This window comes from Sorangiineae bacterium MSr11954 (genome assembly GCA_037157815.1).
Lineage (GTDB): Bacteria > Myxococcota_A > Polyangia > Polyangiales > Polyangiaceae > Pendulispora > Pendulispora albinea.
In genome coordinates, this window is the sequence record CP089984.1 from 7,195,001 (window position 1) to 7,211,643 (window position 16,643).

General features: G+C 65.2%; 18 protein-coding genes. 11 read left to right on the forward strand and 7 right to left on the reverse strand.

What is annotated here, in order from left to right:
- Positions 1 to 366 precede the first annotated feature (366 nt).
- On the forward strand, positions 367 to 630 hold the full coding sequence (locus LZC94_27870) for a hypothetical protein (GenBank protein ID WXB11664.1): 264 nt from the start codon (positions 367 to 369) through the stop codon (positions 628 to 630).
- A complete protein-coding gene (locus LZC94_27875) occupies positions 627 to 989 on the forward strand; it encodes a nuclear transport factor 2 family protein (GenBank protein WXB11665.1) in 363 nt (120 codons plus the stop codon). Before LZC94_27870 ends, LZC94_27875 begins: the two co-directional genes overlap by 4 nt.
- Before the next feature lie 19 nt (positions 990 to 1,008).
- Here the strand turns inward: LZC94_27875 and LZC94_27880 are convergent, their stop codons facing one another.
- Both LZC94_27880 and LZC94_27885 read right to left on the reverse strand, forming a co-directional pair.
- Positions 1,009 to 1,464 carry a nuclear transport factor 2 family protein gene (locus tag LZC94_27880; protein WXB11666.1) on the reverse strand — a complete coding sequence of 152 codons (456 nt, stop codon included), beginning with the start codon at positions 1,462 to 1,464 and terminating at the stop codon, positions 1,009 to 1,011.
- A 169-nt stretch (positions 1,465 to 1,633) separates the two neighbouring features.
- A complete protein-coding gene (locus LZC94_27885) occupies positions 1,634 to 2,185 on the reverse strand; it encodes an N-acetyltransferase (GenBank protein ID WXB11667.1) in 552 nt (183 codons plus the stop codon).
- A 507-nt stretch (positions 2,186 to 2,692) separates the two neighbouring features.
- On the opposite strand from LZC94_27885, the gene LZC94_27890 reads away from it, so the two are divergent.
- The 3 genes from LZC94_27890 to LZC94_27900 all read left to right on the forward strand — a co-directional run bounded on the left by LZC94_27890 (position 2,693) and on the right by LZC94_27900 (position 6,005).
- Positions 2,693 to 4,387, forward strand: coding sequence for a hypothetical protein (locus LZC94_27890; protein WXB11668.1), 1,695 nt, complete (start codon positions 2,693 to 2,695; stop codon positions 4,385 to 4,387).
- 221 nt (positions 4,388 to 4,608) lie between these two features.
- Positions 4,609 to 5,325 (forward strand): hypothetical protein, encoded by a 717-nt coding sequence (locus LZC94_27895; GenBank protein ID WXB11669.1) that lies wholly within the window; start codon positions 4,609 to 4,611, stop codon positions 5,323 to 5,325.
- Positions 5,322 to 6,005: a hypothetical protein gene (locus LZC94_27900; GenBank protein WXB11670.1), complete on the forward strand. Its 684-nt coding sequence runs from the start codon at positions 5,322 to 5,324 to the stop codon at positions 6,003 to 6,005. Before LZC94_27895 ends, LZC94_27900 begins: the two co-directional genes overlap by 4 nt.
- Before the next feature lie 10 nt (positions 6,006 to 6,015).
- On the opposite strand, the gene LZC94_27905 is transcribed toward LZC94_27900, so the two are convergent.
- From LZC94_27905 to LZC94_27915, 3 genes are all read right to left on the reverse strand, one after another.
- Positions 6,016 to 7,389, reverse strand: coding sequence for a sugar porter family MFS transporter (locus tag LZC94_27905; GenBank protein WXB11671.1), 1,374 nt, complete (start codon positions 7,387 to 7,389; stop codon positions 6,016 to 6,018).
- The gene (locus LZC94_27910; protein ID WXB11672.1) at positions 7,386 to 7,685 is read right to left on the reverse strand and encodes a hypothetical protein; all 300 of its coding nucleotides are present in this window, start codon (positions 7,683 to 7,685) and stop codon (positions 7,386 to 7,388) included. The genes LZC94_27905 and LZC94_27910 overlap by 4 nt, the downstream gene beginning before the upstream one ends.
- A 1,090-nt stretch (positions 7,686 to 8,775) precedes the next feature.
- Positions 8,776 to 9,171 (reverse strand): VOC family protein, encoded by a 396-nt coding sequence (locus LZC94_27915; protein WXB11673.1) that lies wholly within the window; start codon positions 9,169 to 9,171, stop codon positions 8,776 to 8,778.
- Positions 9,172 to 9,197: 26 nt separating this feature from the next.
- Here LZC94_27915 and LZC94_27920 point away from each other — a divergent pair, with 26 nt between their 5' ends.
- The 3 genes from LZC94_27920 (at position 9,198) to LZC94_27930 (ending at position 10,635) form a co-directional block, all read left to right on the forward strand.
- Positions 9,198 to 9,614, forward strand: a complete 417-nt coding sequence (locus tag LZC94_27920) for a nucleotidyltransferase domain-containing protein (GenBank protein WXB11674.1) — start codon at positions 9,198 to 9,200, stop codon at positions 9,612 to 9,614.
- A gap of 79 nt (positions 9,615 to 9,693) precedes the next feature.
- Positions 9,694 to 9,876 (forward strand): hypothetical protein, encoded by a 183-nt coding sequence (locus LZC94_27925; GenBank protein ID WXB11675.1) that lies wholly within the window; start codon positions 9,694 to 9,696, stop codon positions 9,874 to 9,876.
- A gap of 384 nt (positions 9,877 to 10,260) precedes the next feature.
- Positions 10,261 to 10,635, forward strand: a complete 375-nt coding sequence (locus tag LZC94_27930) for a nucleotidyltransferase domain-containing protein (protein WXB11676.1) — start codon at positions 10,261 to 10,263, stop codon at positions 10,633 to 10,635.
- Between the two features lie 22 nt (positions 10,636 to 10,657).
- Here the strand turns inward: LZC94_27930 and LZC94_27935 are convergent, their stop codons facing one another.
- Positions 10,658 to 11,734 (reverse strand): serine/threonine protein kinase, encoded by a 1,077-nt coding sequence (locus LZC94_27935; protein WXB11677.1) that lies wholly within the window; start codon positions 11,732 to 11,734, stop codon positions 10,658 to 10,660.
- Between the two features lie 806 nt (positions 11,735 to 12,540).
- Between LZC94_27935 and LZC94_27940 the strand changes: the two genes are divergently transcribed.
- The 3 genes from LZC94_27940 (at position 12,541) to LZC94_27950 (ending at position 15,869) form a co-directional block, all read left to right on the forward strand.
- Positions 12,541 to 13,245 carry a hypothetical protein gene (locus tag LZC94_27940; protein ID WXB11678.1) on the forward strand — a complete coding sequence of 235 codons (705 nt, stop codon included), beginning with the start codon at positions 12,541 to 12,543 and terminating at the stop codon, positions 13,243 to 13,245.
- A 12-nt stretch (positions 13,246 to 13,257) separates the two neighbouring features.
- Positions 13,258 to 14,262 carry a hypothetical protein gene (locus tag LZC94_27945; GenBank protein ID WXB11679.1) on the forward strand — a complete coding sequence of 335 codons (1,005 nt, stop codon included), beginning with the start codon at positions 13,258 to 13,260 and terminating at the stop codon, positions 14,260 to 14,262.
- A 1,214-nt stretch (positions 14,263 to 15,476) separates the two neighbouring features.
- Positions 15,477 to 15,869, forward strand: coding sequence for a hypothetical protein (locus LZC94_27950; GenBank protein WXB11680.1), 393 nt, complete (start codon positions 15,477 to 15,479; stop codon positions 15,867 to 15,869).
- A gap of 214 nt (positions 15,870 to 16,083) precedes the next feature.
- On the opposite strand, the gene LZC94_27955 is transcribed toward LZC94_27950, so the two are convergent.
- Positions 16,084 to 16,560 carry an energy transducer TonB gene (locus LZC94_27955; protein WXB11681.1) on the reverse strand — a complete coding sequence of 159 codons (477 nt, stop codon included), beginning with the start codon at positions 16,558 to 16,560 and terminating at the stop codon, positions 16,084 to 16,086.
- Positions 16,561 to 16,643: the final 83 nt, after the last annotated feature.

The following is a 16,643-nucleotide window of genomic DNA, read 5'->3' on the forward strand; positions in this document are numbered from 1 at the left end:
ACAAGGATGCAGTGCGCATCACGTCGACGTGCGAGTCGGTGGGGTCGCGCCTTTTACTTCGAGTGCGCGCGCATCGAGAAACATTTCTGCTTCTTTTTTGCGCCCCGTCGTCGTCGGGGAGGCGACTTCTACCCGCGGCCCCCCGACCTTGCAAGGCCTTGGTGATCTTTTTTTCGTCGAGGTGCTTTTAACGGTCGCGTCCGGCAATGCGCGCAGCCAAAATCGGCGCGAATCGTTCTGCAGCGAGCGCGACGATCGCATCCGCGGGGCGTTGGGCTGCGCGATCCCACGGCGTGTGCGCGTCACCATTGCCGGCGTCGGGGCCATCGTCACGCCGCACGTAGGTAGAGGGATCTCGCCGAGACGATGGTGGCCGACTCCAAGGAGAGGACCCGCGCCGGCCATCTTCTGCACGGTGCCGATCCGCTCCTGCACGATGGCGAGCGCGCGGGTCGCCGCTTCGGTGCCGCCTCGGGGAGAATGGGCAGCGCGCTCGGCGCCGAGACCACCGTCGGAGTCGACGAGGAAATCGCCGGGCGCCATGGGGAGCGCCGGGTGCGCCAATCGGTCGCGCATCCCTTGCGGTGGACGGGCGGTGTCTCCATACGAAGGTTCGGAGGAAGTCCATGAATACGCGGGATATCGCCATTCGATTCACGGAGCTGTGTCGTGCACTCAAGCTGGAGGAGGCCGCCGAGGAGTTCTGGTCCGATGACGTGGTCAGCATCGAGCCGCCCATGATGGGCGATATGGCGCGCCTCGAGGGCCGCGAAGCCGTCGCAGCCAAAGGCAAGTGGTGGGCCGAGAACCACGAGGTCCATGCCTTCCGGGTCGAGGGGCCGTTCATCAACGGCGACGAGTTCGCGATCCGCTTCGAGATGGATGTCACGCCGCGGGGCAAGTCGCGCGTGGTCACCACCGAGATTGCGCTCTACACCGTCCGGGGCGGAAAGATCGTCGAGGAGAAGTATTACTACGGAGAGGGCTGACATTCACGCCGCAGGGGGATCAACGCGGCGGTGAGCAGGCCTCGGCGATGGCGGCCGTGTCCCAGTAGAAGGGGCGGACCTCGACGATGCGGTCGCCCTTCATGGTGACGATCTGCAGGATCGGGAACTCCAACTCCTTGCCGGTGGCGCGCGCGCGGGCGCGGATCCGGTTGTCCACGACCACACGGTCGCCGTCGACGAGGAAGTCCTGCCGGAGGATTTCGAAGGACTGCCACGTCTCCGTGAACGCGGCGAAGAAGCGCTCCATGCCGAGATGGCCACGCCATGTGCCCCGGTACGGTAGGCCCTCGGCTTGGTGCAGCTCCACTTCGGGATCCAGGCACGCGGCCATACCCTCGAAGCTGGCGTTGCCCACGCCGCCTGCGACCATGTAGGCGACTTCGGCGGCAAAGAATCGTTCGAGCACGGAGAGAGGATGGGAGGGACCGGGGGATGCGGCGGTGTCTCGTTTCATCGAACGCAACGTGCATTCATGCGGCGCGCGCGGCACTCCGTTTCTTGCTCGACGCAGGCGAAGGTGACGGCGGGCCCGGCGAAGGAGGACGCGGGCATCGCCGTCGCGAGGCGCGCGCACGGTACAAAGCGCGCACGGTACAAAGCGCGCACGTTACAAAGCGCGCACGTTACAAAGAGAGCGGCGGCGCGGGGCTGCGCCCGCACTTGGCGCAGGGGTGCCCGGAGGCGAGGCGAAAGCCGCAGAAGCACACCCAGGCTCTTTGGCGCGCCGGGTTTCCCATGACGAGGGCGTGATCGGGCACGTCGCGCGTGACCACGCTGCCGGCAGCGACCATGGCGTGCGCCCCGATGGTGACGCCGCAGACGATGGTCGCGTTGGCCCCGAGCGAGGCGCCTCGCCGTACGAGGGTGCGCGTCAGGGTCCAACCGTCGTCGGCGGAGCCGCGGGGGACGCGGTCGTTGGTGAATGCGATGTGGGGGCCGATGAAGACGTCGTCCTCGATGGTGACACCTTCGCAGATGACGGTGTAGGCCTTCACCAGGACTCGATTGCCGACGACGGCACCTTTGTCGATGATCGAAAAGTCGTAAAGCTTGCAGTCGGTGCCCACGCGGGCGCCCGGCATGACGTGCGCAAAGGCAAATACGCGGGTGCGGGCGCCGATGTCTTCGGACTCGCAGAGCGCGGTCGAGTGGACGAAAACCGAAGGATCGCGCATCCGAGCAGGTGATCCTGCACGGCCGCGCGCAGAGGCGCCACTCATTTATGAAGCTGCGCATTTTATGAAGCCATGCATCGATGCTTCGTCTTTCCACGATGGCGCGCGTCGATCACCCGAACCGTGTCGTTCGATGACGCCTGCGCACGGCTCGAAGCGCGCAACGACGACCCCGAGCCGCCCCACATTGTGGACACGAGTATCCGAGACGTCGCGTCATGGGGCTGCGTCAATAAGGCTCGGCTCATAAATTAGTGCCACCGCCGGCGCAGACGATGATAACCGTATCGGCGTCGTTCCGGATGGGTGGAGTTGCAGCCGTGCGCGGATTGGCACGCTGCGAGTGCGCTTGCGGAATGCCTGCTTGCGACGAGCCGAGTTGCAACGCCGTTTCCCGGTCGACTTCCTCATGACGTGGTCGAGAGCTACGGGCGCATCACCAGCTGCCGCGCGCAGCCAATCGCAGCCCAGGCGCGAAGCTTGGGACAACTAGAAAGCGGGTGAATCATGCGTTTCACGGTAAAAGCGGAAAAAGCAGAAACTGCAAAAGCTGCCATCGAGAAGAATTCGCGTGCCATCGCGTCCTCCCTGAAGTGGACGACCCTTCCCTTTCTCGCCGCGTATGCGCTCATCGGCTGTGCCGAGCCGGAGCAAGACGCGGCGCTCGAGGAATCATCGCTGCCGGCGGGCGAAATCGCCCAGAACGAGGGCGCGCTCGACCTCGCCGACGTCCCCTACAACGATCCTCTTCAATACAGCGACAGCCCCACCGCCAGCTTGAGTCGGAGCGTGGAGGCGGCCGCCGTCACGCATCGCACGTGGCAAGTGGACGGCCGGACGCAAGCCTACACGGCCACCACCGGCCACTTGACGGCGTTCAATCGCAGGACCAACAAGGCGGATGCGTCGTTCTTTTATATCGGCTACACGGCCGACGGGCCGGACGGAAAGCCCGATCCCGCGCGCCCCGTCACCTTCGTCTACAACGGGGGGCCGGGCTCCAGCACCGTGTGGCTGCTCATGAGCTCCTTCGGCCCCAAACGCAACTTGACGAACTTCCCTCAGCCGACGCCGGCACCGAGCCAAAATCGAATGATCGACAATCCCGAGTCGATCCTGGCAAAGACGGATTTGGTGTTCGTGAACGCGGTGGGCACCGCCTACTCGGAGGCCATCGCGCCCAACACCAATCGGACCTTCTGGGGTGTGGACGCCGACGCGAACGTCTTCGCCCAGTTCATCGATCGGTATTTGACGGTCAACGGCCGCAGGAGCTCTCCCAAGTTCCTACTCGGCGAATCCTACGGGACGCTCCGCTCGGGGGCGCTCTCGTTGATCCTCCAGAACATGGGGGTCCACCTGAACGGAATCACGTTGCACTCGTCGATTCTCGACTACGGCACGTCGGGGAACATCGACGGGCTCTTGCCGACTTACGGCGCTACGGCGTGGTACCACCAAAAGGCGGCCGAGCCTTACAAGTCGATGAACATCCGCGACTACGTGGCGTTCCTGCGGACGTACACGTCCCAAACGTTCCAGCCGGCATACATCAAGCTGCGAAATGGCACCTTGCCGGACAGCGAGCGCCGCACCATCTGCGCCGATCTCCAGGACATGACCGGCATCGCCTCGCAGCGGTGGTACGACGGGCGGTTCGAGATCAGCAACTTCCGCTCGACGTTGATCTCCGGAAGAGTGGTGGGAAGGCTCGACTCGCGCGTGGTGGGCAGCAGCGGGGATCCGTCGGACGCGGCCAACAGCAACACGCCGCTGATGTTTCCTCCGTATTTGAAGGATGACTTGAAGTACGGGACGAGCTCTCCGTTCCGCGCCATGTCCAACGCGATCAGCTACTGGAACTGGTCGCACAACGGCTCCACCGATCCCGACGTCACCGTCGATCTGGCGGAGACGATGAAGAAGAATCCGGACATGAAGGTGTTCTCGGTGAACGGCTACTACGATGTGGCCACCCCCTTCTACCAGGCGGAGCTCGACTTGGCCGGTATGCCGATCACGCCGGACCTGCGTAAGAATATTTCCTACGCGTTTTACACGTCGGGGCATATGGTTTATCTGGACAATTCGCAAAGGACGCTCCAGAGGAACGACTTTTTCACGTTCTACGATCACGCCATGTCCGATCCGGCGCTGCTGCGCAGGGTGACCGAGCGTCAGCTCTTGGTGGCGGGTTTGTAGACCGAAGCCGGGGTTCGGTCGCCGGGGCGGGGTCGCGGGTGCGCGCGCGATCCCGCCTTTTTTGCGTTTGCGGCGGGCGAGCCGTGCGCCGTAGGACGCGTCGGAGCGCGCCGCGGGGTGCCGTTCGCGCGGGTTCTCGCGCTTTTTTGGCGCCCTGCCATGAACGGCATGATCGATCCAGTAGGAACTTCGTGCGCGCCGTATTAGAGACGCTCGGGCCCATGTCTGCACTCAAAGGATCGCTCACCTACGCTCGCTTCTTCGTCGACGGAGAGCTCCCGGACGACTTTCGCGAGCGCTTCATGCGCACCATCCGCCTGCGGTCGATGAAGCCGCTCGAGCCGGACGAAGACGACTTGGAGCGCTCGGGGTGGTGCCGCATCGGAGAGGCGTTCGAGACGGATCTCCACTATGAAGATGTATTCTACAATGAATACATCAACCTGGGATTTCGCACGGATCGCTGGGTGGTGCCGGGACCGATGCTGCGGTCCAAGATGCGCGAGGCGGAGGCCACCTACCTGGCCAAGAAGGGGCGCGAGCGGATCTCGCGCAAGGAGCGCAACGAGCTGAAGGAGCTCATCTCGCGCAAGCTGCGGCGGCAGATCTCGCCCACCATGCGCATGGCGGATCTCTCGTGGTCCACGGTCGATGGGATCGTGCGCTTCTTCACGCACGCGCCAAAGACGGCGGGGTTGATGAGCGAGCTCTTTTACCGGACCTTCGGGCTGAAGCTGGTGCCGGAGTCGCCGTACACGCTGGCGGCGCGCCTGGGTTTGTCGAAGGCGCAAGAGGCCCAGTGGCAGGCACTGGCGATGACGAGCCTCGAGGAAGGCTCCGCCCATGGGGAAAAGGGCCCGAGCGGGCTGGCGAGACCGGCGGGGCGCGATGAGGACGAGCGAGACGAGGACGGCGAGCTGGAACGGGTGAGCGCATGAGCACGGGAATGCAGTTGGTCGACCGCATCGAGAAGCGGCGCTTCGTCGGGCGCGATTTTTTGCTGTGGCTATGGTTCGAGTCGGAGCTGTTCGAGGGCACCTTGGCCACCAAGGAGCACGGCGAGTTCGGGCTCTGGATCGAGCGGCAGATCACGTTCTCCGCCGGCAAGACGGAGACGACGCGCATCAAGGGCAGCTACCCGGCCGGCACGCGCGAGGCCAAAGAGGCGCTGCTTCGAGGGAAGATGCCCGACGCGGCGGGGCTGCACATCTCGTGGCACGAGCACCAGGCCGCGCTGGTGTTCAAGGCGGAGCAGATGGCGCTCTCGGGGCTCTCGCTGCCCACGGTGCTCGGCAAAGAGGGCGAAGACGGGGCCGATCCGGCCATCCCCGTGCCCCGCGCGCCGCGCAAACGCAAGACGTCGCGCGAGCAAGAGGAGATCGCCGAGAGCGACGAATCGCACGAGTCGTTCTACGAGCGCATGCGGCTGACGCGCGAGGTGGAAGAGATCCTCGAGGCGCTGTACCGCGATTTTCTCGCGCTGCGCCTGGGCGCCGCGTGGGACGATTTCGTCTTCCCCGCGCTCTCGGCGTGGACGGATCCCGATGCCGACGTCGACGCCGAGACGTACCGGGCGGCGCGCACGCGTGCGCTGTCGACGCGCAAGGGCTCGCGCTGAGACCCTGCGATCAGCCGTTGACCTGCCACGACGTTCGGATCTCTTCGAGGGAGCGGCCCGACGTTTCGGGGGCGCGCAGGGCGATGAAGGTGAGGGCGACCAGCGCCATGGCCGTGAAGAAGGCGAAGACGAACGCCATGCCCAGCGCGCTGGCCGCCCAGAGGAAGGCGTCCGCCACCACCAGGTTCGCGAGCAGCGCGCTCACCAACATGACCGAGGCGCCGATGGCGCGCAGCCGCACGGGGAACGCTTCGGACGAGTAGACCCACACCACGGAGCCAAAGCCGCCGTTGAAGGCGCAGGTAAAAACGAGGACGGCGGCGAAGCCGGTCCAGGAGCCCGCGCCGCGCGAGCCGCCGCCGAGCCCGAACACCAGCGAAAGGACCAGGGCGCCGGCGGCCATGAAGGCGAGCCCGGACAAGAGCGTGATCCGCCGTCCGAGGCGATCGACGATGGAGAGCGACGCGATCGTGGCCAGCACCGCGCAGAACTGGACGATGGACGGCAGGGCGAGCGATTGCCCGGGCGCGCGAAAGCCCAATTCGGTGAAGATGATGGGGCTATAATAAGTAATCGCGTTGATGCCGGTGATCTGGGCGAAGACGCCGAGGCATACGACGAAGACGGTGGCGCGGCGGTAGGCCGGGCGCACCATGTCGGCGAGCCCCCTGCCCGTCTCGATGCACGCCTCGCGCTCGATCTCGGCGATTTGCAGCTCGAGATCCGCCTCCGGATCCGTGCGCGTGAGGACGCGCTTCGCCTCGTCGAGGTGGCCATTCAGGATCAACCAGCGGGGGCTCTCGGGCAGGACCATCAAGCAGCCCAAGACGATGATGGCGGGGATAGCCGCCAATCCGAGCATGATCCGCCAATGATCGCCGAAGGATAAGAAATAGTTCACCAGGTAGGTGATGAAGATGCCGCCCACGGTCGCGACTTGATAAAGCGCGACGAAGCGGCCGCGCAGGCGGGCCGGCGAGATCTCGGCGACGAAGAGCGGCGCCGAGACCATGGAGACGCCGATGGTGGCGCCGAGCACGAGGCGGACGACGTCGAGCATGACGACGTTCGGGGAGATCGCCTGCAGGAGCGCGACGACGGCGTAGCTGGCGGCGATGGCGATCATCGTCCATCGCCGGCCCAGGGTGTCGTTCAGTTTGCCGGCCGCCAGCGCGCCGGGGATTTGGCTCGAGACGATGACCCCGTTGACCCACCCCGCCTCGAGCTCCGACAAGCCGAACTCGCGCACGATGCTCGGAAGCGCCCCCGCCACGCTGCCGAGATCGTAGCCAAAGATGATCCCAATCGCGCCCCCGGCGAAGGCGACGAGCACGCTCTCGGGCGAAGCGCGGCCTCCGGTCGCGCGGGATGCATGCGCCATCATGGCTCGACCCGAACCTCCCCGCCCGCGGCGCGCGGCACCGGGTCGGACGCGCGCACCACGGCGGGGTCGACGAGCACCGCGTCGGCGCCCGTTTGCATGGCTTGCACCGGGTGGGTCATCGCGTGAATCCGGCGCTCGACGATGACCGGGACGTTCGCACGGTCGATGGCTCTCTGCATGGCCCGCTCGTCCTCGATCCCGCGGGCGCTCCCCACGGGCGACGCCATGCGCCAAGCCAGGGGCGTCCCGTCCGGCGAGAGCACGATGCGGCGGTGCGCGCGATTGAACGTGAGCATGAATACGGCACAGCCGATGGCTGTCACGGCGTCGCCAATTGGGGACGCCGATTCGTATAGTTCGATGCCGAGGATGAGCCTCGATCGAAACGATTTGGATTTGATTACGTGCCAGGGCGAATCGGAGCGGGAGCTTTCGGTGTCCATGGGATAAGACCTTTCGACGTATTCCCCAAAGTGCCGCTCGGCATTCAGAGCTTCAGGCCATTCCAATCGACCGCATCGCCCCGCGGCCACGGTCGGCGTCCGCGGCGATGGGCCGAATAAACATCACCTCGTCCGCCGTGGCGACACTTTCCACATCTCGTCATTCCGGGGGTGCCGCGCTTTGGCATCGATTCGAAGCCAACCATTTTCCACTTCACGACGACGATGTCGCCTTCACGACGATGCATGGCGGCTCCCCACGGTAAATGAAAAGACGGGCGCTCCGTGCGAGGAACGTCGAGACGACTCAACATTGCTGGCGGAATCTCAATTCGACCAGAGGTAATTTCACACCGCCGTGCCGCTCCATTCGAAAGAAATCGCGCCAGATGCTGAACGCCTCGACGGGATGTCGGACGTCACGCGGTGTCGTTGCGACGGGTCGTCGAGGGCGTGGTCGACGAAACCACGCACAAGAGGCGACACGGTCTTCCGAACGATCCGGCCTGCGCGGAGCGCCCGAGCTAAGGCGCGGCGCCGTATGGGCGCGTGGTGAATTCGATGGAGACGTCGTGTTCGGATCGAGCAGGTAAACTCCGAACGATCCGGGCCTACGAAGCGCCCGAGCTAAGGAGCGGCGCCGTACGGGCGCGTGATGAATTCGATGGAGACGTCGTGTTCGGATCGAGCAGGTAAACTCCGAACGATCCGGGCCTGCGCGGAGCGCCCGAGCTAAGGCGCGGCGCCGTATGGGCGCGTGGTGAATTCGATGGAGACGTCTTGTTCGGATCGAGCAGGTAAACTCCGAACGATTCGGGCCTGCGCGGAGCGCCCAAGCCAAGGCGCGGCGCCGTACGGGCGCGTGATGAATTCGATGGAGACGTCGTGTTCGGATCGAGCAGGGTAAACTCCGAACGATCCGGGCCTGTACGAAGCGCCCGAGCTAAGGCGCGGCGCCGTACGGGCGCGTGATGAACTCGATGGAGACGGTCTTGCCCGGGTCGAGCAAGTAAACTCCGCGGCCGCCGTAGTTGTGGTTGATTTTGCCCTCGTGGCGCATCATCGGGTCGGCCCAATAGCGGAGGGAGCGCTCGGAGATGCGTGCGAAAATAGCATCGAACTCCGCGTCGGTGACGAGGAACGCCAGGTGCGACATATTGATCGCGGCGGGAGGGATCATCCCGCTGGCGAAGTCGATGCCGACGCGATTGGAGCTCGTCACCTGCGTAAAGGGACCCCAGTCCAGAGGGGGTTCGGCGCCAAGCAGCTCGCTGAGGAAGCGGGCGGTGGCATGGCGGTCGTGACAGTGGACGATGATGTGGTTCAACTCGTTCGCCATGGTTCTTGGTTGTAGCATGGCGCCCGATGGATCGAAGGCTCCGCTCCCTCGAACATTTGGATGCGCGCACAGTGCAGCTTCCGCACGGGACGGAGGTGGTGACGCGGGTGGAGCGCCCGCTCGGTGAAAAGCGTGTGCCGCAAGGTACGGTGGGGCGCGTGGCGCGATTCGAGGGCGACGTGATCGATGTCGCGATCATGGGAATCGGTGTGGTGCGCGATGCGCGCTCCGAGCTCTCGGCGCGCCGGGTGGGGCAGGCGCTCGTTGCGCAACGCCGCGCAGACGCCTGGGAAGCGCTGCGTCCATGCGTGATGCTCGACGCGACGGTGGGCTCGCGCGTGTGGGGCCTCGCCGATGAAACGTCGGACGAAGATCACCGTGGCGTGTTTGCGCTTCCGTTCACACGGACGATTGGGCTCGTTGCGTCGCCGAGGATCGCGTGAGCGCCGATGGAGCGCGACGTAATGGGCCGCGGGCAAAGCCATCCGACAAGCGCTCCGCGCCGCCCCAAACACCTTGGAGATGCGGTTCGTCCCGAGCGCGCGTCCGTGCGATCCCATCGGGCAAAGGCTGCTCGAGGAGCGCGACGCGTTCGCATCGGTGGAGATTTACGGCACCTTCGGGAGGTATGCGCTCGGGCAGCTCCGGCGGCTCGAACAAGGGCTTCGGCGGGCGGAGCATCGCGCCGTGGTGCTCGATTGTTGAGGGCCGATCCGAACCGCGACGTGGACGAGGTGGCGAAGCGCTTGGCGCGGATCTCGACGTGCGCCATGCCGACCGAGGCCGACGGGGGTCCATGCGGCCAAGGAGTACGTCAACCAGCTCTATCGCTCTTGCACGATCAGGGGCTGCTCGACGCCAATGAGTTTTCGGCCCTCGTCCGTTTCGCGCGCGCCCGCTCGACGAACTTCGATCTGCCCCGCGAGGTGCGCTCGAAGAACGCGTACAACCTCGTTCGCCTGATCGCCACCGCGACCGGATGGCTGCGCGAGGGGAGCCCCGTGTTCGAGGCCAGGGGCCCGCTTCGCGAGCGCCTCATGGCCATCAAGGTCGCGCACGCGTCTCCTCGTTGGCGGAGCTGCGGCCATCGTGAGCCGCTCGCTGAGCCGGCGCGTGCATCGTCACTACCGCGGGTTCGCGCAAAATCAGCTTCGCTTCGCGCAGAAGGAGCCGACCGCGAAAAAGCTGTTGTATGTCCTGCGCACGGCGCTTACCGGCATCCATCTGATCGCGACCGGCGAGCTCGAAGCCGATCTCACGCGGCTGATGGACCGCTACGGACTGGCCGACGCGGCCGCGCTCCTCGAGCGCAACGCGCCGGCGAGCGGGTGTCGCTCGATCCGGAGCTCCTCGATGCGTGGCAGCCGCGGATCGACGAGCTTTTTCGTGCGCTGGATGCGGCGCACGGCACCAACGCGCTGCCCGAGGAACCTCCGAACGCGGCGGAGGTTCGGGCGTGGCTGATGGCGGCGAGGCGGGCGCGGTTTTAGGGCGCCGCGGGGAGCGACGCGCTCACTCTACGCCAGGCGTGTGGAATGGCCGTTTCGCCGGGTTGTAAGGCGAGGTGGCCGGGAGGGCGATCGTGATGTGCGTTGGGGGGGACGCCTTCGCGCGTCAACCGTTCGCGGATGCCTTCCAGCGCATCGAGGATCGCGTCCGTCGACGGACGGTCCGCGGGGCTTTTGCTCAGCGCGCGAAGCAGGATGTCCTCGAGCTCCGGGGGTGCATCGGGACGAAAGCGCGAGGCCGCCGACTCGGCTGTAGGCGTTTGCCGGATGCCCGCCGGCGCTATGAATTGGTGCGCGCACGCGTAACCTCGGAGGTCCGCGGCAACGAAAGGGCCGCGCCAGAGCGCCAGCTCGTAAACGACGAGGGCGAGCGCGTAGTTATCGCCGGCTTCATTCGCCGCGTTGCCTGGGACGAAGCTCTCGGGTGATCCGAACCGGGCCGTTCCCGTGCCGAGGAGCAGTTTATCGCCAGCGCGCGCCGAAATGCCGCAATCGATCAATTTAACGAGCCGGGATCCATCCTCACGCTGGTGCAAAAAGATGTTGCTCGGCTTGATATCGCGATGAATGAAGCCCCTACGGTGCACCGCTTGCACCGCGCGCGCGCAAAGCAGGGACAGGTCGACGACCGTTCTCCACGGCAAGAGCTCGCGCTGTTGCCTTTGGAGCCGGATGATCCTTTCGAAGGTGGTTCCCTGGAGGCGCTCCATCGAATAATACGGCAGATCCAGCTCGTGCCATTTGCCTTGGACCTCGGCCGAAACCCAGATTGTGCCCCCCTGGAAAATCCGCGGAACGAAGTCGTTGTCGACGGCGAGCGTCGCGGCGGTCACCCGTTCGCGCCGCATCAGCTCGCAGAGGTCCAATGCGGGGCAGAAGCGCGGGTGCAGGCCGGGGAGAATGGTCTTCAAGCAGCAGTCGCGCTCTCCTTCCCTGTCCCAGACGCAGAACACATGGCCCATGCCGCCGACTTCGACCCCCTCCTTCACGACGAGGCGTCCATCGATCACGGTGCCGGGGGCAAATGGAAATTCGAGGAGCTCGCGTGTCGTCATGGGTGAGCGCTCGCGAAGATGCGACCATGGTTTCGGTCCTCGCACCGGGCGTCAAGTCACGATTGTGCCCCGGTACTGAAACAGCAAACGGGATGCCATTGGTCGCATTTTTGCTCGTTTACGCAGTCGGCGCGGTTGTGGTGAGCCATCGCGCGAATCGAGCAGTGATGTCGCTCCGCGTACCATGCGGCTTGCGCGCATATGTTGTTCGGAAGACTCGGGGGCTAAGTACACCAAATATTTGCAGATGTCGGACGAGCATTTCGTTTTGGGTGCGCCCGCCGTGACGTGGATGGCTGGATTGGTGCGGGCGCCCCGCGCAAATGGCGTTACCGTCTGAATTGAAATACGTGCGGCGCGAACAGGCGCGCATTGACCGAATGAAAGGTGCCAAGGTGCCAAGGTGCCAAGGTGCCAAGGTGCCGAGGATGCGGAACACGCGTTCGAGTCCTCTTGCGATGGCAGATAGACACGCTCGCGATATGGCTGAGAGGGACGCCTTCTGAAGCACGATTTCGTTGGATTATCCTTCATTGAAATCGAATGGCCGCGTCGAAAATGGCGGTAGCACGAGCCGTTTTGACTCTTGTCGCTGTGCGCCAAGTCCATGCACCGGCAATACGCAAGTCACGAGCGGCGTGTGGCCGCATGTCGAAATGGGTGCGCCGGAAGCGAATAAATTAAGTACATATTTTGACCTCCAAAGCCGAGCTAAGCGCCACCATCCTTTGCAAACTAGCGACACAAATATCGCGTAATGAGTAGCGCCACCAACTCGAGCAGCGTAATAAACGGATGCGAGAGCCATGGCGAAGAACACGACGAACTCGGACAGCTCCGGCGGCGGGGTCGAAGGTGACCCGTTTCGGCCTGGCCTACCGGAGTCACTCACACCATGGAGCGATTACCCTGCGAGGCCCGAGGGCACTGCGTTGGGATTCGTGGATGGCCGGCGTGCGCCGTCGGTGGATGATCGGACACCGCCGCCCATCGCGGACGATCAGGTCGCGTATGCGCGACAGCCGAACATCGTGGGGCATTCGCCGATTGCGCCGCCCCCTTCCTCGGATCGTGCCAATGGCAGCACGGGGTTCGACCCCACGAAGACCGATCCATCGCTGCGGCGCGTAACGCGCGGGCGCCGGCTGGGCGCATTCATCCTGGGCGCGGGGCTCGTGCTCCTGGGGGTCGCGGTGGCGCGCGCGCTGGGTGCGGGATCGCCGGGCGAGAGCCCAACTCCGGTGGCGGCATCGCCCATTGTTGCGAAGGCGGCGCCCGCGCCCGTCGCGAGTGCACCGCTGCCGCGTGCTCAGGGAGTTGGGAGCGCGGATCCAACATCCTCGTCGCAAGAGGACCCCACGACACCGACGCTCGAGTCACCGGGCACATCGAAGCCTCCACCCGCCGCCGCCTCCGCACCTCTTGCGCTGCCCGTGCCCCGGCGCGAACGGCGCGAGGACCTACCGGCCCGCGATCCCGACCTGATCAAACCGAAGCCTTACGATCCTTAGGAGCGTTGACCGATGCTAGGACGCTGCATCCTCTCCATGGCGCTCGCCGCGTCGTTGTTCGCAACACCGGCGTACGCCGACGATTCACGGGCGATGGCCGAATCGCAGAAGAGCCTCGCGACCGGCATCAAACAGTACAAGAACGGCGATCGGGAGGGTGCGGCCATCTCTTTTGCACAGTCATTCGCAGCGTGGCCCTCCGGCGAAGCACTGCGCCGGCTCGCGATCGCGGAGTTCGAGCTCGATCGGCCGGTGGAAGCGCTCAAGCACTTCCGAATGTACGCGCTGGACCGAAACGCCGACGTCGACTTCGTAAAGACGAAGCTGCCGGCGTACCTGGAGCAATCGCGCGCCAGGGTCGGACATCTGCGGGTCCTTGCGGCGCCGGAGGCCATCGTGACCGTCGACAACCGGCGGGTGCAGGAGCGCGGCGAGGATGGCGTCGTCGATGTCGTGCCGGGCGAACATGTGGTGGCGATTCGCGGGCAAGATCCGAGCACCGCGCGATCCGTGCGCGTCGAGGCGACGCGGACCGTCGAGGTCGATCTCCGTCCGAGCCCGGCGACGGGCTCACGCGGCGCGGAGTCGATGTCGACGGCGCGAACGTCCGCGGGTGGCGGGCCCTCGCCGGCGAACGCGGTGGGAAGCGAGAAGATGGCGTGGCCGCCGCCCGTCATGACCATCGCGTTCGCGGGCGTTTCGGCGGTGGCGCTCGGCGTCGGGATTGGCTTTGGCCTCGCGGCGAACGGCAAAGATTCGGAGCGCGAGGAGTTCAGCGCTTCGCACCCGGGGGCGTGCCCCGCGGGCCCGTCGTGCACCGAGTTGCGCGATATGACGTCATCGCAGAATCGAAGCGCGACGATTTCGGATGTCGCGCTGGGGACGGCTGCCGTGGCCGCGGTCGGGGCGGCGGCCTCCTGGTTTTTCTTTCCGAGGGAGAGGGTCTCTCCAAGTACGGCGATGGTTCCGGCGGTCCATCGCGGTGGGGCGGGGATTTCGCTGACGCGGACTTTTTGAGGGGGTACACCATGGTACGGGACATTTCTTGTCTGGTTACGCTTCTTGTGGGGAGCTCGGCCCTCGCCGGCAGTTGCGCGCCGCACGGGGGGGACTGCGATTTCAATGCGTGTGGCTCCGACCTCGTCGATAGGGGTTCCACGTTCGATGGAGGGTCCACGTTCGATGGAGGGTCGGCGTTTGATGGGGGGCGCGATGCAGCGGTTATCCTCCCGCAGGGGTGTGACATGGGCAAGGAGCCGCAGGAAGCGCCGGTGTGTGTGGACGATCGGGTCGGGATCTTTGTTTCGCCGAATGGCGACGATAATGCGCCAGGAACCAAGGCACGGCCCGTCAAGAGCATCGCCAGAGCGCTCGATATCCGAGGAGCAAAGCCGCGCATTTACGTCTGCGAAGGACGCTATGAAGGCCCTGTCGACGTCAGGTCGATACCGGCAAATGGCGGGATCTTCGGCGGATGGGCGTGTGGAGATTGGAGCTTCAATGGGAAGCGAGCGAGGATCACCGCCGCTCCTGACGTGATACCGCTACGGATACGCAATGTTGGGTCCATTACGGTTGCGGACGTCGACGTGAGCGCCCGGAATGCATCGGTCAACGGCGGTTCTAGCGTCGCTGGCGTGATCGCGAATAGTGCGGTCGCGCTCAGGAGGACATCGTTTACCGCGGGGACAGGTCAGGATGGAAGCGATGGGGCGATAATCCGTGAGCGGTTTCAGCCGCCGATGGCGGTCAATGGAATTCCCGGTACCGGGGCGCCTGGCGCGAAGGCGGGCGAGGCGAAGACGAACGATGCATGTACGAGCACGGGGGGAGCCGGCGGGGCACCGGCCCCCGACGGGAAAGCGGGCGCGGACGGCACGCCCAAGTATCCCGAGTCCGTACCGTGGGATGCCACCGGCACGGGTGGAACGGTTGCGCAATGTTCCCAGTCAACAGGTGGATTATCTGGGTCGCATGCTCCTGGCGGTGCTTTCGGGGCAAGCGCGACAACGTTCGGCACCATGAGCGACGTGGGCTTTGCGTCGGCTTCGGGAGACCCCGGCAAGCTGGGAGGCGTTGGGCAGGGCGGTGGTGGTGGAGCGAGCACCGACGAGTACGGGGGCGGCGGTGGTGGCGCCCCTGGAGGATGCCCCGGAGCAGGCGGCGCGGGCGGCGCCGGGGGGGGCGCGAGCATCGCGCTCGGATTGGTGAATGCACAAGTGACGATCCAAATGAGCACGTTCACAGCAAAAGAGGCCGGCCGCGGCGGAAACGGTGGCGTGGGACAAATCGGGCAGTCTGGTGGAAATGGCGGAGGAAACAGCAGCTCTTCTGCCTGCAACGGCGGCAAAGGCGGGGCAGGAGGCTCCGGCGGCGGCGGCGGCGGCGGCGCAGGCGGAATTTCCATCGGCATCCTTTGGATCGACACACCACCTACCCTAGATGGAACACTGGTGCCCGATGCACCAACCTACAAAGGTTTTACCGTCTCAGGATCCGCTGCCGCTGGCGGCCGGCCGGGTACAGGTGGTGCCGCGGTGCTGGCGTCACAGCCTTCGCTAGCGGGCAAGACGGGAACAGACAACGGTAAACTCGGTGTATCATATGCGATCGCCAAGTTGTGATGATGTGCGCAAGGTGCCCTCTCCCGAGGGCGCGGAGTGACAACCGACGGTGCGTGCAATGAGACACGTGCGGAGGTTGGCACGAGCACCCGAGTTGGAGGGGGCAAGCCGAGCGAAGCGAGGCGCAGGGGAGGCAGCATTTCTTCATTCTTCTCTCGCTGACACCTGTGCTCCGGGCCTACTCCCAAGGTCCGGAGCGCGCACAGTGACGCGTTTACCGTGATTCGCGAGGGGACGTCTTCGTCTCCTCGCTCGGTGCAGGCAGCGGGTGAACGGGAGCAGCGCGCACTCCGTCTCCAACGATATGAAACGTAAACGTATAGCCGGTCTTCACGGGACGGCCGTTCATGAGCACCGGATGGTAGTGATGGTTCTCCAGCACCTTCACGGCTTCGACGGTGGCTTGCTCGCACCCCACGATGGGCGGGGTGATAGGGATGCACCCCGAGACGTTGCCGTCGACGTCGAGCGTGCAGTGAAAGCTGACGATACCGGAGCTGCCTGGCGCAATGCAGGGGCTGCCGTCCTCGCGCGAGAAGGTTGGATCCGTGCCCGAGATCCGTATGGGCCGCGTGAGCCCGCGCGCGTTGTAAGACTCGCCGTAGTCGCGCGGCCGCACGGGCGTGGGGCTGCTGCTGCACGCGAGGGTGATCAAGGCCAGGAGCAGGATCAAGGTGCGTTGCGGGTTCATCGCTTACTCGTCATCGAATGCGCGCTTGATGCCTCCATGGAACGCGACATGGAATAACGATAAAAGAGCGCCCCTTGGAGCTC

Coding starts and splice junctions, on each gene's coding strand:
- LZC94_27900 (WXB11670.1), top strand. CDS start 5,322: ATGAGCACGGGAATGCAGTTGGTCGACCGCATCGAGAAGCGGCGCTTC.
- LZC94_27940 (WXB11678.1), top strand. CDS start 12,541: ATGGCGAAGAACACGACGAACTCGGACAGCTCCGGCGGCGGGGTCGAA.
- LZC94_27910 (WXB11672.1), bottom strand. CDS start 7,685: ATGCTCACGTTCAATCGCGCGCACCGCCGCATCGTGCTCTCGCCGGAC.
- LZC94_27875 (WXB11665.1), top strand. CDS start 627: ATGAATACGCGGGATATCGCCATTCGATTCACGGAGCTGTGTCGTGCA.
- LZC94_27925 (WXB11675.1), top strand. CDS start 9,694: ATGCGGTTCGTCCCGAGCGCGCGTCCGTGCGATCCCATCGGGCAAAGG.
- LZC94_27885 (WXB11667.1), bottom strand. CDS start 2,185: ATGCGCGATCCTTCGGTTTTCGTCCACTCGACCGCGCTCTGCGAGTCC.
- LZC94_27920 (WXB11674.1), top strand. CDS start 9,198: ATGGATCGAAGGCTCCGCTCCCTCGAACATTTGGATGCGCGCACAGTG.
- LZC94_27895 (WXB11669.1), top strand. CDS start 4,609: ATGTCTGCACTCAAAGGATCGCTCACCTACGCTCGCTTCTTCGTCGAC.
- LZC94_27945 (WXB11679.1), top strand. CDS start 13,258: ATGCTAGGACGCTGCATCCTCTCCATGGCGCTCGCCGCGTCGTTGTTC.
- LZC94_27870 (WXB11664.1), top strand. CDS start 367: ATGGTGGCCGACTCCAAGGAGAGGACCCGCGCCGGCCATCTTCTGCAC.
- LZC94_27950 (WXB11680.1), top strand. CDS start 15,477: ATGAGCACGTTCACAGCAAAAGAGGCCGGCCGCGGCGGAAACGGTGGC.
- LZC94_27915 (WXB11673.1), bottom strand. CDS start 9,171: ATGGCGAACGAGTTGAACCACATCATCGTCCACTGTCACGACCGCCAT.
- LZC94_27955 (WXB11681.1), bottom strand. CDS start 16,560: ATGAACCCGCAACGCACCTTGATCCTGCTCCTGGCCTTGATCACCCTC.
- LZC94_27935 (WXB11677.1), bottom strand. CDS start 11,734: ATGACGACACGCGAGCTCCTCGAATTTCCATTTGCCCCCGGCACCGTG.
- LZC94_27880 (WXB11666.1), bottom strand. CDS start 1,464: ATGAAACGAGACACCGCCGCATCCCCCGGTCCCTCCCATCCTCTCTCC.
- LZC94_27905 (WXB11671.1), bottom strand. CDS start 7,389: ATGATGGCGCATGCATCCCGCGCGACCGGAGGCCGCGCTTCGCCCGAG.
- LZC94_27890 (WXB11668.1), top strand. CDS start 2,693: ATGCGTTTCACGGTAAAAGCGGAAAAAGCAGAAACTGCAAAAGCTGCC.